Annotated in this window: 17 protein-coding genes; all 17 read left to right on the plus strand. The window is 49.6% G+C overall.

Annotated features, from left to right (window positions below):
* The first annotated feature begins 59 nt into the window (after positions 1-59).
* The 17 genes from C3B52_RS09045 to C3B52_RS09125 all read left to right on the plus strand — a co-directional run bounded on the left by C3B52_RS09045 (position 60) and on the right by C3B52_RS09125 (position 16,145).
* The gene (locus C3B52_RS09045; RefSeq protein ID WP_103105748.1) at positions 60-1,838 is read left to right on the plus strand and encodes a B12-binding domain-containing radical SAM protein; all 1,779 of its coding nucleotides are present in this window, start codon (positions 60-62) and stop codon (positions 1,836-1,838) included.
* Between the two features lie 23 nt (positions 1,839-1,861).
* On the plus strand, positions 1,862-2,527 hold the full coding sequence (locus C3B52_RS09050) for a DNA alkylation repair protein (RefSeq protein WP_103105749.1): 666 nt from the start codon (positions 1,862-1,864) through the stop codon (positions 2,525-2,527).
* Between the two features lie 172 nt (positions 2,528-2,699).
* Complete coding sequence (locus C3B52_RS09055; RefSeq protein WP_103105750.1) at positions 2,700-3,317, plus strand: DedA family protein; 618 nt, start codon at positions 2,700-2,702, stop codon at positions 3,315-3,317.
* 4 nt (positions 3,318-3,321) lie between these two features.
* On the plus strand, positions 3,322-3,678 hold the full coding sequence (locus tag C3B52_RS09060) for a DUF1294 domain-containing protein (RefSeq protein WP_103105751.1): 357 nt from the start codon (positions 3,322-3,324) through the stop codon (positions 3,676-3,678).
* 168 nt (positions 3,679-3,846) lie between these two features.
* Entirely contained in the window at positions 3,847-4,611 is a 765-nt protein-coding gene (locus C3B52_RS09065; RefSeq protein WP_103105752.1) for an IclR family transcriptional regulator, read from the plus strand.
* A gap of 162 nt (positions 4,612-4,773) precedes the next feature.
* Positions 4,774-6,132 carry an MFS transporter gene (locus C3B52_RS09070; RefSeq protein WP_235615645.1) on the plus strand — a complete coding sequence of 453 codons (1,359 nt, stop codon included), beginning with the start codon at positions 4,774-4,776 and terminating at the stop codon, positions 6,130-6,132.
* Positions 6,132-6,671 (plus strand): 3-hydroxyanthranilate 3,4-dioxygenase, encoded by a 540-nt coding sequence (locus C3B52_RS09075; protein ID WP_103105754.1) that lies wholly within the window; start codon positions 6,132-6,134, stop codon positions 6,669-6,671. The genes C3B52_RS09070 and C3B52_RS09075 overlap by 1 nt, the downstream gene beginning before the upstream one ends.
* On the plus strand, positions 6,656-7,654 hold the full coding sequence (locus tag C3B52_RS09080; RefSeq protein ID WP_103105755.1) for an amidohydrolase family protein: 999 nt from the start codon (positions 6,656-6,658) through the stop codon (positions 7,652-7,654). Before C3B52_RS09075 ends, C3B52_RS09080 begins: the two co-directional genes overlap by 16 nt.
* On the plus strand, positions 7,651-8,130 hold the full coding sequence (locus C3B52_RS09085) for a RidA family protein (RefSeq protein ID WP_103105756.1): 480 nt from the start codon (positions 7,651-7,653) through the stop codon (positions 8,128-8,130). Before C3B52_RS09080 ends, C3B52_RS09085 begins: the two co-directional genes overlap by 4 nt.
* A gap of 14 nt (positions 8,131-8,144) precedes the next feature.
* Entirely contained in the window at positions 8,145-9,596 is a 1,452-nt protein-coding gene (locus C3B52_RS09090; protein ID WP_103105757.1) for an aldehyde dehydrogenase, read from the plus strand.
* 32 nt (positions 9,597-9,628) lie between these two features.
* Positions 9,629-10,408, plus strand: coding sequence for a 2-keto-4-pentenoate hydratase (locus C3B52_RS09095; protein ID WP_103105758.1), 780 nt, complete (start codon positions 9,629-9,631; stop codon positions 10,406-10,408).
* 14 nt (positions 10,409-10,422) lie between these two features.
* Positions 10,423-11,322, plus strand: coding sequence for an acetaldehyde dehydrogenase (acetylating) (locus C3B52_RS09100; protein ID WP_103105759.1), 900 nt, complete (start codon positions 10,423-10,425; stop codon positions 11,320-11,322).
* On the plus strand, positions 11,309-12,337 hold the full coding sequence (dmpG, locus tag C3B52_RS09105) for a 4-hydroxy-2-oxovalerate aldolase (protein ID WP_103105760.1): 1,029 nt from the start codon (positions 11,309-11,311) through the stop codon (positions 12,335-12,337). The genes C3B52_RS09100 and dmpG overlap by 14 nt, the downstream gene beginning before the upstream one ends.
* 3 nt (positions 12,338-12,340) lie before the next feature.
* Positions 12,341-13,132: a 2-keto-4-pentenoate hydratase gene (locus tag C3B52_RS09110; protein WP_103105761.1), complete on the plus strand. Its 792-nt coding sequence runs from the start codon at positions 12,341-12,343 to the stop codon at positions 13,130-13,132.
* A 49-nt stretch (positions 13,133-13,181) separates the two neighbouring features.
* Complete coding sequence (locus tag C3B52_RS09115; RefSeq protein ID WP_103105762.1) at positions 13,182-13,373, plus strand: 4-oxalocrotonate tautomerase; 192 nt, start codon at positions 13,182-13,184, stop codon at positions 13,371-13,373.
* A gap of 27 nt (positions 13,374-13,400) precedes the next feature.
* Positions 13,401-14,684, plus strand: a complete 1,284-nt coding sequence (gene kynU, locus C3B52_RS09120; protein WP_103105763.1) for a kynureninase — start codon at positions 13,401-13,403, stop codon at positions 14,682-14,684.
* A 57-nt stretch (positions 14,685-14,741) separates the two neighbouring features.
* The gene (locus tag C3B52_RS09125) at positions 14,742-16,145 is read left to right on the plus strand and encodes an amino acid permease (protein ID WP_103105859.1); all 1,404 of its coding nucleotides are present in this window, start codon (positions 14,742-14,744) and stop codon (positions 16,143-16,145) included.
* Positions 16,146-16,171: the final 26 nt, after the last annotated feature.

Raw genomic sequence — 16,171 nt, forward strand, 5'->3', positions numbered from 1 at the left:
ACCATCCGCATAAGAGATGGTTTTTCGTGCCGGAAAGTGCAAGGAGAGTAGAACCATACATGAAGATCTTACTATCAACGCTTAACGCGAAGTTTATTCACTCGTCGCTGGCATTGCGATATTTGCGCAGCTACGCACAGTCGTCTTTTCCATCCATCGACCTAGTAGAATATACGATTAACGATGTGACCCTAAATGTGGTTGCGGACATTTACAAAAGACAGCCAGATGTTGTTGCATTTTCCTGTTACATCTGGAATATACGTGAGACATTAGACGTGATTCGCAATCTGAAAAAGGTATGCCCGGATTTGCCGGTTATCCTCGGCGGTCCTGAGGTCACCTATGATGCGGATGAATGGATGAAAAAGCATCCCGAGATCGATGTGATTGCGATTGGAGAAGGGGAGCAAACCTTCCTGGAGCTGCTGCGGGTTTACCAGGAAGCTTTGGAAACCAATCAACCTCCTAGATTGCGTGATGTAGCCGGAATCGCCTACCGTGAAGGAGAATATGTGCGTTTCTCCATGCCACGGGCACAGATTGAGGAGATGGACAGTATTCCCTCCCCCTATGCGGACCATTTGGACGAGCTTAACAATCGTGTCGTCTATTTCGAAGCGTCTCGCGGCTGCCCATTCAAATGCCAATACTGTCTGTCCTCCATTGAGGATGGCGTACGCTACTTCAGCCTGGAGCGCGTAAAGGAAGAGCTGCAACGACTGATTAACCATGGTGTGAAAACAATCAAGTTTGTTGACCGCACATTTAATATTAATAAAAAATACGCCTTGGAGATTTTTCAATTTCTGATCGATAACCATAACGGAACGGTGTTCCAATTTGAAATCACAGCAGATATCTTGCGTGCAGACGTCCTGGACTTTCTGACCGAGAATGCACCGCCAGGCGTGTTCCGCTTTGAGATCGGGGTGCAGTCCACGAATGATGAGACGAATCGACTTGTTCAGCGTATCCAACGCTTTGATCGCCTGTCTAGAACGGTTACCCAAATCAAGGAGTCGAAAAAAATCGATCAGCATCTGGACTTGATTGCAGGCTTGCCAGAGGAAGACTATCAATCGTTCCGCAAAACGTTTAATGACGTGTTTGCCCTGCGCCCGGAAGAGCTCCAGCTCGGGTTTTTGAAGATGCTGCGTGGAACAGGCGTGCGGGCGCGAGCAGCGAATCACGGCTATGTATTTATGGACGAGGCTCCTTACGAGATTTTAGGCAACAATGTTCTCTCGTTTGCCGATATGCAAAAGATCAAGCGGGTAGAGGATGTGCTCGAAAAATATTGGAATGCGCACCGTATGGATCATACGCTGGAATGGATTTTGGCAAATCAGTTTGAGTCGCCATTTGATTTCTTCCAATCATTTGGCGATTATTGGGAAAATCAAAACTGGAGCCGCATCGGGCATCAGCTTGAGGATTTGTTTACCCGTCTTCAAAGCTTTTTACAGGTTCAACAGCTGGAAGGGCTTGACCATGTTGTCAGTCTGATGAAATTTGACTTCCTTAGCAACCAGAAGCATCGTCCACGTAAGCTATGGTGGGAAGACGTGATGGAAAAGGAAGAAATGCAAGAGACGTTTTCGACGGTTTATGAGCAGCGGGATCGGCTTCGTGAGGATTTCGCGCAGCACGCTTCTGTGGAAAAGGACTACTTCAAGCATACGCTCGCGACTAAGGTATCGTTTGACATCGAGACCTGGCTGAAGACAGGAGAAGTCATCGAAGGTGATTTTACACTCGTGGTTTACTATCCGTATAAGGATGAGTTACAAAATGCCTTTACGATCGTCGAGCCAAGCATAAATGTAGCAGGCTAACCCGGCAAGGGGGGGAGAAATGGATGTCGAGCACGTTTACAGATGCTGCACTTCAAAAATTCCAAGCTCATGCCGATAAAGCTTTGGCTGGACCAATGGAGCAATATATGAAAAATCACTTCCCTTTTTTAGGGATTAAATCCCCCTTGCGCAAAGAACTGAGCAAACAGCTGTTTCGTGAGCAGGGGATACCGAACAACTGGGAAGAGGTCGTACTTCAGCTGTGGCAGCTATCTGAGAGGGAATACCAGTATTTGGCGCTCGATGTGGTCGGGAAGGTAAAAAAACGGCTGACGGATAGCCACCTTCGTCTGCTGGAGGAATTAGTTACAACCAAGTCGTGGTGGGATACTGTAGATTTTCTTGCGTCCCATATGGCGGGTACGATCCTGCGACATCACCCTGAGACAATCGAGCCTATTACATCTGCATGGATGGAAAGTCAAAATATGTGGCTGCAACGGACTGCCATTCTGTTTCAGCTTTCCTATAAACAGGAGACGAACAAAGAGCTTTTGTTCACCTATATTCGAGCATGTGCAGCATCCAAGGAGTTTTTTATTCAAAAGGCAATCGGCTGGTCATTAAGGGAGTATGCCAAAACAAATCCCGAAGCAGTACGCGATTTTGTAGAAAAGACTCCTTTGGCGAGCCTCAGCAAGCGGGAAGCGCTCAAGCATTTGGCCTGAACGGGGGTAGGCGATTTCTAGCTTGATAAAAAGCGCACATCTATTGCAAAATAGACAAGTAGCTTTTTCGAGGGTTCGTACGTATTAAAAGGTGTCATATAGATCGCTAGTAGCCACTGACTGTCATCTATGATAGTAGCTGAAAAGTGGCGAGGATAGGGGATTTTGCCTGATGGAAATCAACCTGCTGATGTCAATCATAGAGCAATACGGTTACTTTGCCATTTTCTTTTTGCTATGGCTGGGAATTGTGGGTCTACCCATTCCTGATGAGCTGGTTGTAGCTACAGGGGGATTCTTGGCATCCATCGGCCTGCTCAACCCATATTACTCCTTTTTAGCGGGGTATTTAGGTGTGGCTTCAGGCTTAACAATCGGATTTTTGCTTGGAAAATATTTCGGAAGGCCCATATTGCGGTGGCTTTCAAAGAGCGAAAAAATGCGCCATGCAGTAGACCGTTCGACAGTGATGCTGGAAAAATACGGGACGACGGCTTTGTGCATCAGCTACCTGTTCCCAGTCGTGCGTCATGTGGTACCCTATTTGGTTGCATTGGGTGGAATGAGCTATCGGCGCTACGCCCTGCTTTCCTATCCAATCGGTCTCGTTTGGACAACAGCCTTTTACTTTTTAGGCTACGTTTTTGGGAACAACGTGGAATCGATCATCGGGATCATTCGGAAATATGGCTTTTATGCATTGCTCGTCGTAGTTGCAGTTTTGGCGATAGGTTTGATTGTACGCAAGGTCGTTTTGGGGAATCGGGCTTACCGAGCAAAAGGAGAGTAAGCTTATGTTCCATAAACAATTAACGCAGCATAGACGGAATCGCAATCTACTTCTTGTTATCGGGTGGGCCATGCTTTTGGCTGGGGCAATTCTTGCTGTCTGGTGGTTGGCAGTGGCTGGTGGCGTGCTCTTGAATGGATACGCATGGAGCCTGATGAGAATTGACAAGCACTTGGCCCCGAGAAGAGGATTTCGGATTCCAGAAGCGAGCTTATTGCTCGTTGCTTTTTTAGGGGGAGGATTAGGGGCGCTGGCAGGTATGCTCACCTATCGTCATAAAACGAAGCATGCCCGCTTCCTTATCCTCGTACCCGTATTCTGTATATTGCAAGTTGCGCTCCTCGTTTGGCTAATAGGATAACCAAAGTAATCCCGTGTCAATCTAAAGACGCGGGGTTATTTTTTTTGCGTGCAAATGACAGAAAACTCTAAATTGTGTATTGCGTAGTTGGAAAAGTCAGCCTATAATAAGAAATGTATTCAGTATTTACGAACGCCGTTCGATAATGCCGAACGAAGAGGAGGGATCATGAGCGAGAAATTTATTCAGTCAGTGGATCGAGCGATTGATATTTTGGAGTTGTTCTCACTAACCGATACCGAGCTAAGTGTCAAAGAAATCAGCGACCGACTCCAGCTATCCAAAAGCACGGTTCATGGGTTGATCAAAACGTTGGAAAACAGAGGCTACCTCGAACAAAAACCAACCGATCAAAAGTACAAATTGGGCCTTCGTCTGTTCGAGCTGGGTAATTTGGTTGGAGGTGGGATGGAGCTGCGGAATCTCGCCTATCCGGTCATCCACGATCTGGTGGCAACGCTGCAAGAGACTGTCCATTTGGTTGTTCTCGACAAAGACGAGGTTGTGTACGTGGAAAAAGTGGAAGGGCCCGGATCACTTCGCATGTACTCGATGCTAGGAAAACGAGCACCGCTGTACTGCACGGGGGTCGGAAAGGCGCTATTCGCACATTTGGACGAGGAGACAGTGGATCGCATTTTAAACGAAGTCGAATTGAAAGCGTTTACCTCTCTTACTTTGACGGACCCGGTAGCAATCAAGCGGGAACTCGCAAAAATCCGGGAGCAGGGGTACGCGATTGACGATGAGGAAATTGAGATCGGATTGAAATGCGTGGCAGCACCCATTTTTAACCATGAGGGCAAAGTCATTGCTTCTATCAGTAGCGCTGGGCCCAAGCATCGATTCTCCGATGAAAAAATGGAAACGTTCATCAGCGAAGTGAAACTTGCGGCATTAGCGGTTTCCAAACGGTTTGGTTATCGAGGCTGATGGACACAAAAAAGAGACTTCACCCCCTGTAGAGTCAGTTTTCAAGCGGCCAGCCGGAAAACACTACGGAGGGAAGTCAGAATACTACCATTCGCCGACCATGCCCAAACTACCTGCAACAGACAAAAAGAAATTTCATAATTCGCTGGGGGTAGGTTGTTCGTGCGATCAGTTCATGCGCAAACGGTCATGGCAACAAGCAAGTTTTCCAAGTTTCACTTAGGTGTTTTTTTCTGGTGTGCATTCAGCATCATATTTGATGGCTACGACCTGAATCTGTACGGTGTGGTACTGCCAGTCCTGATGCAGGAGTGGAATTTGACTCCGGTACAGGCAGGGGCGATGGGCAGCTACGCACTGCTTGGGATGATGGCAGGGGCTTTTGTCTTCGCTCCGCTTGCAGACAAAATCGGGAGGAAAAAGGTACTGATAATTTGCATCACGCTCTTTAGTATTGCAACAGCGCTGGTTGCCTTTTCTCCAAATCCTACGATCTTCTCCCTATTGCGGATCGTGGCAGGACTTGGTCTGGGAGGACTGATGCCCAATGTCATTGCTTTGATGACAGAATACTCACCGAAAAAAATCAGAAGCATTTTAGTAGCTGCAATGTACAGCGGATATGCAATCGGTGGCATTATGGCAGCTCTGTTCGGTATGTACGTCATGCCTGTGCTAGGCTGGCAGTCCATCTTTTGGGTAGGCGCGATCCCTTTGCTCGTGCTTCCTTGGTTTATCAAGCACTGCCCTGAATCAATGAGCTTTTACATCTTGAAAAAGCAAAACAAAGAGCTTTGCCGGATATTGAACCAGGTCGATCCTGCTGGTCAGTACAAGGAGACGGACGAATTTCATTTTGAAGCGGAAAAGGAAAAGGCAAAAGGCTCACCTGTCAAAAAGCTGTTTGAAGAAAAGCGTGCGCGAAGCACCTTCCTGTTCTGGCTGTCCACCTTCTGCTGCCTGATCATGGTCTATGGACTCAACACATGGCTGCCAAAGCTGATGATGCAAGCAGGCTACCCAATGGGCTCCAGCCTGTCGTTCATGCTGACACTCAATCTCGGGTCGATTGCAGGCTCGCTTATCGGTGGCTGGCTCTCTGACAAATTGGGTGCAAAGAAAGTCATCATCGCCTTTTACCTTATCGGTGCCCTGTGCTTTGTTCTCCTCGGCTTCAAATCCTCCACGCTGCTTTTGTACCTATTCGTTGGAGTGGGTGGCGCGTGCACGATTGGCACACAAAACCTGGCCAATCCTTACATCACAGAATATTACCCGAAGGAAATGCGCTCTACAGGCATCGGCTGGTCACTTGGTATCGGTCGGATCGGTGCGATTCTTGGTCCAACACTAGGCGGATTTTTACTATCGCTAAGCCTGCCTCTGCAGAGTAACTTCCTCGTATTCGCGATTCCGTGCTTGCTCGGAGCAGTAGCGCTTACTTTTATTCAGGAGAAATACGGAAGCTTTGATTCAAAAAAAATCGAAACCAATGAATGGTCAAAGGAGAGTGTCATCTAATGAGCAAAATCGTAAGCCCTATTAACATATGGAAATTTATTGAGGAAAACAAAGACAGTCTGAAACCACCTGTGAACAATAAAGTCGTTTGGAAAGATGCTGAGCTGATGATGATGGTGCTAGGCGGTCCGAATAAACGGCGGGATTTCCACGTAGACCCTTCGGAAGAGATCTTTTATCAGCTAAAAGGTGATTGTTATGTCGAAATCATTAACGAAGAGGGCAAGCGTGAGGTCATTACCGTGCGCGAAGGCGAAATGTTCCTGCTACCCGCAAATGTGCCGCATTCCCCTCACCGAGTAGCTGATACGATTGGGCTTGTGATCGAGCGCAACCGCGACCACGGAGAGCTGGAGGATTTCGTCTGGTTCTGCGATCAATGTGACCAGGAAATGCACCGTACGCGTGTTCAATTGACTGATATTGAAAAGCAGGTAAAAGAAGCGATTTACACATTCAACAGCAGCGCCGATTTGCGTGAGTGCAAAAATTGCGGACATATCATGTCAGAGGAAGTGAAAGAATGGCAACCAGAGTAGACTTTCATACACACATCATCCCAGTTGACTTGCCTGATTTTTCAAAAAAATACGGCGGTGATCGTTGGCCGGTGCTGCAACCGACTTGCTCCTGCGGCGCCAATATTATGGTAGGCGGAAAGCTGTTTCGAGAAATTACGGATCAGTGCTGGGACCCGAAAAAACGCATCGAGGACATGATAGCGGAGGGTGTAGATGTTCAAGTACTCTCACCGATTCCTGTGACCTTCTCTTACTGGGCGCCTGCTGAAGCAGCGGAAGCGATGGCTCGCCTGCAAAATGACTTTATCGCTGATACGGTGCGCATGTATCCGGATCGCTTCATAGGATTGGGGACCGTTCCACTGCAAGACGTGGAGAGCTCTATTCGAGAAATGGAACGCTGCATGCACACGCTGGGCTTGAAAGGAATCGAGATCGGTTCCAACATCAATGGCTTGAATTTGGATGATCCAGTCTTTCTCCCGTTTTTCGAGATGTGCGAGAAGTGGGATGTGCCGTTGTTTGTTCATCCGTGGGAGACGCTAGGACGGGAGAGAATGCCGCGCCACAACTTCATGTATACAGTCGGGATGCCGAGCGAAACGGCACTTGCAGCAGCGAGTTTGGTCGGTGGCGGCGTCATGGAAAAATTTCCGAAGCTAAAGGTGTGCTTTGCACATGGCGGAGGCTCCTTCCCGTACATTTTGCCTCGTCTCGACCAAGGCTGGAAGGTTTGGCCGCATCTGCGCGTGACTGAACACCCACCTAGCTACTATGCGAAAAACTTTTACTTTGATTCTCTGAATTACGAGCCGAATAATATCAAGCTTCTGATTGAGCGATTCGGTCATGAAAAAATCGTGATGGGCACAGACTATCCGTTTTTGCTCCGCGAGCTTCCACCAGGAAAAGTCATCTACGATACCCCTGGTCTGACAGAGCAACAAAAAAGTGCGATGCTCGGGGGCAATGCCCTAGAATTTTTGAAAGTGTCGCGATGAGAGGAGACATAGGAGTGGCAGAACAATTACAGACACCCGAACAAAATTTAGCTGAGCTTGGGCTCGAGCTTCCACAGCTTCGTATCCCTGTTGGCAACTATGTAGCCAGCGTACGAACAGGCAATCTCCTGTTTACCGCAGGACAGGGAGTCGATCAGTACAAAGGAAAGCTGGGGCGTGACCTCACGATTGAGGAAGGATATATGGCTTCCCGTCAATCCATGCTCAACCTGCTCGCGGCGGTCAAAGCGGAAATTGGTGATCTGGGCAAAGTGAAGAGAGTAGTCAAAATTTTGGGATTTGTCAATTCGACTGAAGATTTTACGGATCAACCGAAAGTGATGAACGGGGCATCCGATTTGTTGGTAGCCGTTTTTGGAGAAAAAGGTAAGCATGGTCGATCTGCGGTCGGGATGGCGCAGCTGCCAGGTAATACAGCAGTAGAGATAGAAATGGTTCTGGAGATCGAGGAGTAGACAGGAGGGGAAACATGAACAGCATTCAACTGCAAGATGCCAAACTGTTTATCAATGGTGAGTATGTTGACGCGATGTCAGGAGAAACGTTTGACACGATCAACCCGGCGACAAACGAAAAGCTCGCATCGGTAGCATGCGCTGACGAGCGGGACACGGGCAAGACGATTGAGATCGCGCAAAAGGCTTTTGAGAGCGGGATTTGGAGCAATAAATCAGTAGAAGAGCGCTCTGAAATCTTGTGTCGCATGTCTGATCTGGTTTTGGAGCGTGTCGAAGAGCTAGCGACGCTGGAAACGATGGATGTGGGCAAGCCGATCAAGGAGAGTCTCGGCTTTGATATTCCGCGTGCGGCCCAAAACCTGCGCTTCTTTGCAGAGATGGCTAAGTATGTGAACCATGAGCATTATGACAAAGGAAACTTCATGTCCTATGCCAAATATGCGCCAGCAGGCGTAACCAGCCTGATCATTCCGTGGAACCTGCCATTTATGCAGATGACCTGGAAAGCTTCGGCTGCATTGGCAGCAGGGAACACGGTCGTAGTAAAGCCGGCATCCTACACTCCGCTTTCTGCGCTCATGCTGGGGGAAATCGCCAACGAAGCCGGTTTGCCGCCAGGGGTTCTGAATATTTTGACCGGTCCTGGTGGAACTGTCGGCACAGCCATGACTACAAATCCGCATGTGCGACGCATTTCGTTCGTAGGAGAAACCACTACTGGCAAAACGATCATGCGCAATGCGGCGTCAGAATTGATCCCGGTATCGCTGGAGCTGGGCGGCAAGTCTGCGAACATCGTTTTTGCAGATGCTGATCTCGATGAAGCGGTCAAAGGCTCAGTGGAAGCGATTTTCCGTAACCAAGGCGAGATTTGCCTCGCAGGCTCGCGACTGCTGGTTGAGGAGTCTGTATACGAGAAATTCCTTGAAAAGTTTGTTGCCGCTGTACAAAAGATCAAGGTTGGCGATCCTCTGGATATGGAAACAGACATGGGGGCGCTCGTGTCAAAAAGCCATCTGGAAACCGTCGAGCAATATGTGCAGATTGGATTGTCCGAGGGTGCAAAGCTGGCGCACGGCGGCAAGCGCGTAGCTGGACTGGATAAAGGTAATTACTACGAGCCGACAGTCCTGTATGACGTTGATAACAAAATGAGGGTGGCTCAGGAGGAAATTTTCGGTCCGGTGCTGGTGGTCATCCCGTTCAAAACAGAAGAAGAGGCTATCCGAATCGCAAATGATTCGATTTACGGTCTGGCTGGCGTAGTCTGGACAAACGATCTGCGCCGTGCCCATCGCGTAGCAGCAGGCATCAACTCCGGCTTGCTCTGGATCAACTGCTGGTATGTCCGTGATTTGCGTACCCCGTTTGGCGGCTCAAAAGCAAGTGGAATCGGTCGCGAAGGCGGTCGTCACAGCTTTGAGTTCTACACCGAAGCCAAAACAGTGACGATGAAGCTGTAATTGCAGCGCGGAAGCGAAAGGATGGACATGACATGGAACAAATAATCGAAAGCGTAGCACTGGAGCTGCTCGCTGCAGAAGAGAGCCGTCAGCCGGTAGCGCCGATTACTGCCCGGTATGAGGGCTTGCAGGTAACGGACGCTTATCGTATTCAGCTGAAGGTTTTGGAAAAAAAGCTGGACAGTGGAAGAGAAGTAATCGGCAAAAAAGTCGGCCTGACCAGCTTGGCTATGCAGCGAATGCTGGGGGTCGACGAGCCGGACTACGGACATCTGCTCGATAGCATGGTGGTGAAAAATAACGGCACGGTTCAGGCAGACCAGCTGCTTTTGCCAAAGGTTGAAGCGGAAATCGGTTTCGTGCTTGGGGCTGATCTGGTTGGGCCAAACATCAACTACCTGGATGTATTAATGGCAACCGAGTATGTGGTGCCGACACTTGAGATTATTGATAGCCGCATCGCGGACTGGAAAATCAAGCTGGTCGATACCGTAGCAGACAATGGCTCTTCTGCACTTGTCGTCGTCGGGGATCAGCGCACTCGTCTGGATGGTCTTGACCTAAGAAGTGTAGGCATGGCGCTGTACAAAAATGAAGAGGAAGTCGGTACTGGAGCAGGCGCAGCAGCATTGGGTCACCCAGCCCATGCGGTTGCCTGGCTGGCGAATAAGCTGCATGAGTTTGGGATTGGTCTAAAAGCAGGCGAGTTGATTTTACCAGGTGCTCTTAGCGCTGCTGTAGCAGTCAGAGAGGGAGATTTCGTCACAGCAAGTTTCGGGTCATTGGGGTCCGTTTCCGTGACGTTTCGGTAGAGAGGAGACTTACTGTGAAGAAAATCAAGGCAGCCATCTTAGGATCAGGCAACATCGGGACTGACCTGATGTACAAGTTGGAGAGAAGCAGTGTAATAGAGATAGCAGCTGTTATCGGGATTGACCCGGATTCCGATGGTCTCAAGCGGGCGAAGGAAAGAGGATATCCTGTGTTTGCAAACGGAATTGAGGCGATTGTGAACCAGCCGGATTTGGCGGAAATCGTGTTTGATGCTACCTCTGCAAAAGCCCATGTCCGTCACGCAAAAGTGCTGAAGGAGCTAGGCATACGAGTAATCGATCTGACTCCAGCGGCACGCGGGCCATTCGTGTGCCCCGTCGTCAACCTCGCAGAGCAGCTTGAGATGGATACGACAAACCTTAACATGATCACATGCGGTGGGCAGGCGACGATCCCGATCGTGTATGCCATCAATCGTGTAGCTAATGTCAGCTACGCAGAAATTGTAGCGACGATTGCAAGCAAGAGCGCGGGTCCCGGTACCCGTGCCAACATCGACGAGTTTACGATGACAACTCGCCAAGCTCTGGAGCAAGTAGGCGGTGCAGATCAAGGCAAAGCAATCATCATACTGAACCCTGCAGAACCGCCGATTTTGATGCGGGATACGATCTATTGTGAAGTGGCTCAGATGGATGAAGCTGCGATCCGTCAGTCCATTTTGGACATCACTCAAGAGGTTCGTCAGTATGTACCCGGCTATCGCCTCAAGCAGGAGCCGCTGTTCGAAGAGAACCGGGTGACGGTGTTTCTGGAAATCGAAGGAGCGGGAGACTACTTTCCTCCATATGCAGGCAATTTGGACATCATGACGGCAGCGGCCATGCGAGTGGGAGAACAGGTCGCTCGTCATCTACTGGATGGGAGAGGAGTAAGCCTTGGAACGGAATAGCAACCAACCAATCAAAATGACAGAGGTTTGTTTGCGCGATGGCAGTCACGTCGTAGCCCACCAGTTTACTACAGAGCAAGTGAAGTCTATTGTAACTGGCCTCGACGATGCAGGCATGCACTACATTGAAGTCAGCCATGGTGACGGATTGGGCGGCTCGACGATTCAATACGGGCGCTCGCGTGTAAACGAAATGGAATTGATCGAAACGGCTGTAGCAGCTTGCAAGCAGGCAAAGGTAGCGGTTCTGCTGATTCCGGGAGTGGGAACGGTGAACGAGCTGAAGCAAGCAAGGCAGCTAGGGGCTGGTCTCGTCCGAGTCGCTACGCATGTTACGGAAGCAGATGTTTCTGCTCAGCACATCCAAATTGCGCGCGAGCTAGGCATGGAGGTTTGCGGATTTCTAATGATGGCGCATTCTGCGCCGGTCGAAAAGCTCGTGGAGCAAGCAAAGCTGATGCAAAGCTATGGAGCAGAAGCTGTTTACGTGACGGATTCAGCGGGAGCGCTCTTGCCGGATCAGGTGCGTGAGCGTATCCGCGCCATGCGTCAGGCTCTCGATATCGAAATCGGCTTTCATGCACATAACAATTTGTCCGTAGCGATTGCCAATACGCTTGTGGCGATTGAAGAGGGAGCTACCCGAATCGATGGCAGCATGCGCTGTCTGGGGGCAGGTGCTGGCAATGCACAGACGGAGGTATTGCTTGCAGTCCTGGATCGAATGGGCATACAGCTCGGAATCGATCTCTACAAAATGATGGACCTAGCCGAAGATATCGTAGGTCCGATCCTGCCACAATCACAGGAAATTCGCAAAGGCAGTCTCGTCATGGGATATGCAGGCGTCTATTCCAGCTTCCTTCTCCATGCCGAGCGTGCGAGCAAGCGTTTCGGCGTTGATGCCAGAGACATCTTGATGGAGGTCGGCAGACGAAAAGCGGTGGGCGGACAAGAAGACATGATTATTGATGTGGCAGCGGAGCTGGCGCAGATCCGAAGAGCGGGGGTATGACAAATGGCGATCACACAGGAAGTACAACGAGAGCTGGTCGACTATTTGCTTTCAGCAGAGAGGGAGAAGCGAGAGGTGGAGAAAATCACCTCCCGTTATCCTGATCTTCCGATTGAGGTGGCGTATGAGATTCAGCAGCAATTGATTGAGCGCAAGGAGCAGGCTGGTGAGCGTTGCATCGGCTTGAAGCTGGGACTTACCAGCAGGGCCAAGCAGCAGATGATGGGCGTGCACGAGGCGATTTACGGTTATTTAACCGACGGAATGCTGGCACTCGAATGGGAGCCTCTTGCTTATAGTCGCTTTATTCATCCAAAGGCGGAGCCGGAGATCGCTTTTATGATGGGAGAAGATTTGCAAGGGACAAATGTTACGGCAGAGGATGTGCTGCGGGCAACCAAATACGTTGCTCCAGCGATTGAGATTATTGACAGTCGCTATGAGAATTTCCGCTTTACACTGCCGGATGTTGTGGCAGACAACTGCTCCTCCACCGCTTTTGTCGTAGGGAGCAAGTGGGTGTCGCCTCGAGATTTCGATCTCGCTTTAACGGGCGTGATCATGAGCAAAAATGGAATAGTCCAAACAACAGGCTCAGGTGCAGCTGTGCTTGGTCATCCAGCGGCGTCGATGGCGTGGGCGGTCAATAAGCTGGGCGAAAAAGGTCTCGGCCTGAAAAAGGGCCACATCGTCCTGAGCGGCGCTATTACAGAAGCGATTGCCTTTGAACCAGGGGATGTCATTCAAGTAACGGTCGACGGGATGGGCAGTGTCACATTCGGCTGCCAAGGATAAGAGGGAACACATCCCTAGGCTAAAAGTCAGTTTATAGCGAGGTGCTAGTATGCCGATTGTTCAGGTTTCTATCCTGCAAGGCAGAGATAAGGAGCAAATCAGGAATCTGATTGAAGGCGTGACTGCAGCAATCACTACAAGCTTGGATGTCCAGCCTGAGCAGGTTCGCGTACTGGTTACAGAGCTTCCCCCCTCCCACTGGGGTGTGGGGGGAGTAACCAAAGAAGAGCAAAGCCGGTAAATCAACGAATTTTCCAAGGAGGTAGCTATGTCATACGCATCAATCCCACTTACCAAAAACTACGCCGGGGAGCTAGACGCACAGGATGAACTGGCGAAATACCGCGACGAGTTTTACCTGTTGCCGAGTATGTATCTGGATGGGAATTCGCTTGGTCTCATGTCCAAGCGAGCGGAAAAAAGCTTGTCTGATCTGGTGCAGTCATGGAAGGAGCTCGGGATCGAGGGCTGGACGACAGGGCAGCATCCATGGTTCTTCCTTTCTGAAAAGCTGGGAGAGATGAGTGCGTCTCTCGTTGGTGCAAATCCAGAGGAAGTGATTGTAACAGGATCCACTACGATCAATTTGCATCAAATGGCAGCTACTTTTTATCAGCCAGAGGGGAAACGAACCAAAATCATCGCAACAGAGCTCGACTTCCCTACCGATATTTACGCGCTACAAAGTCATATCAAGCTGCATGGGCTAGACCCGGACGAGCATTTGATTCGAGTAGCCAGCCGCGATGGTCGCCTGATTGAAGAGGAAGATATCATTTCTGCGATGACAGACGAGGTGGCGCTTGTTGTTCTGCCAACGGTACTCTATCGAAGTGGTCAGCTGCTGGATATCGAGCGCTTGACAAAGGCTGCACATGACAAAGGGATTTTGATCGGCTTTGACGGGTGCCATTCTGTTGGAGCGATCCCGCATTATTTCAGCAAGTGGGGAGTGGACTTTGCTTACTGGTGCAACTACAAATACGTAAACGCAGGCCCAGGAAGCGTCGGCAGCATTTATGTGAATCGCAAGCATTTTGGAAGAACCCCTGGACTTGCAGGGTGGTACAGCTCGAAAAAGGATAAGCAATTTGACATGGAGCACACGCTGGATGTGTGCGAGACGGCTGGAGCGTACCAGACTGGAACTCCGCATATGTTCAGCCTGGCCCCGCTGCTTGGCTCACTGGAAATGTTTGAAGAGGTGTCCGTCGAGGTGCTCCGCGAAAAGTCGCTGAAGCTGACCCGCTATATGATGGATTTGATTGAGGTGGAGCTTACTGGCATGGGATTTGTCATTGCGAATCCACAAGAGGATGAGCGTCGCGGCGGTCACGTAAGCCTGGAACACGAGGAAGCAGTGCGCATTTGCAAGGCATTAAAAGAAGCTGGAATCATTCCTGACTTCCGCGCTCCGAACATCATTCGTTTGGCTCCGGTTGCTTTCTACACGACATACACCGAGGTATGGGAAAGTGTGCAAATCTTAAAAACCATTATGCAAGAAAAGAGCTACGAAAAATTTGAGAACAAGCGTGGGGTTGTAGCCTAAGCGCTTGACCACAAGGAGTGTGTGCCTGTGTCAAACAATAACAATTTTCAAGACATCATGGAGAGGGAGAAAGGGCTACAGCGCGGGTTAACGACCCGCCAGCTCGCCATGATTGCCATCGGCGGTGCGATCGGTACCGGATTGTTTCTCGGTAGCGGGATGGCGATTGGCTTTGCAGGACCGAGTGTTATCGTCAGCTATCTGATCGGTGCCGTCATTGCGCTATTGCTGATGGGATGTTTGGCAGAAATGACAGTTGCTCATCCGACGACAGGCTCGTTTGGCGCTCACGCGGAGCGTTATATCAATCCGTGGGCTGGCTTTTCCGTCCGTTATGCCTATTGGTTTAGTCTGGTGTGTGCGGTAGGAACAGAAGTATCGGCGATGTCCGTTTATATGAAGTACTGGTTCCCTGATGTACCAGGTCTCATCTGGATTGTCATCTTTTCCGCAGTACTCCTTTATGTAAACGCTACCAGTGTCAATTTGTTTGGTACTGTTGAATATTGGTTTTCCATGATTAAAGTAGCAGCTATCATTTTGTTTATTGTATTTGGAGCTTATGTTGTATTCGGTACCTCAAACCCAGAGATCGGCACGCAGAACTTTACAAATAACGGCGGCTTCTTCCCGAACGGGGTATGGGGCATGTGGATCGCTATTTTTATCTCCTTGTTCAGCTACCTCAGTATTGAAATGATCGCAGTCAGTGCCGGTGAAGCAAAAGAGCCGGAAAAAGCGGTTCCGATGGCTTTGAAAACGGCAGTTATCAGGCTTGTGCTGTTCTACATTCTGACTCTCGCCCTCATGCTCATGATTGTTCCTTGGCAAAAAGCAGGAAGCGATGCCAGTCCTTTTGTGAAAGTTTTCGAAATTATCAATATTCCGGGCGCAGCTGGCATCATGAACTTCGTTGTATTGACGGCAGCTCTCTCTGCGATGAACAGTCAGCTATACATTTCCACTCGGATGGTATTTTCTCTGTCTCGCGCAGGCTTTGCACCTGCGAAGCTCGGTGATTTAAGTAAAAAAGGCGTTCCGGTCAAAGCGCTGGCCCTATCCACCATCGGAATTGCGATTGCGACGATCATCAATATTGTCGCTCCTGATCAGTCGTTTGTGGTCATGATTTCTCTCTCCAGCTTTGGGGCGATGTTCGCTTGGTTCATGGTTTTCGTTACACATCTGTTCTTCCGTCGGAAATGGGAAAAAATGGGCGGTCGAAAACTTCCAGTGAGAATGATTGGCTTTCCGTATCTGACAATCCTGGGAGCAGTTCTTTTGGCATGCGTTGTACTCTCTACATGGTTCCAGCCAGAATTTAAAGATACGCTGACCATGGGCTTCCCGCTTCTGCTCATCATTACGATTGCCTACTTCATCTGGAAAAAGGCAAATCCGAGTGCTTATGCAGCATCCGCTAATCAAGGGAAGGAAGACAACAAAAACATTACCTCCTAACATCCAGACATTCACATAGGGGCGAT

The organism is Brevibacillus reuszeri (assembly GCF_002897295.1).
GTDB lineage: Bacteria > Bacillota > Bacilli > Brevibacillales > Brevibacillaceae > Brevibacillus > Brevibacillus reuszeri_A.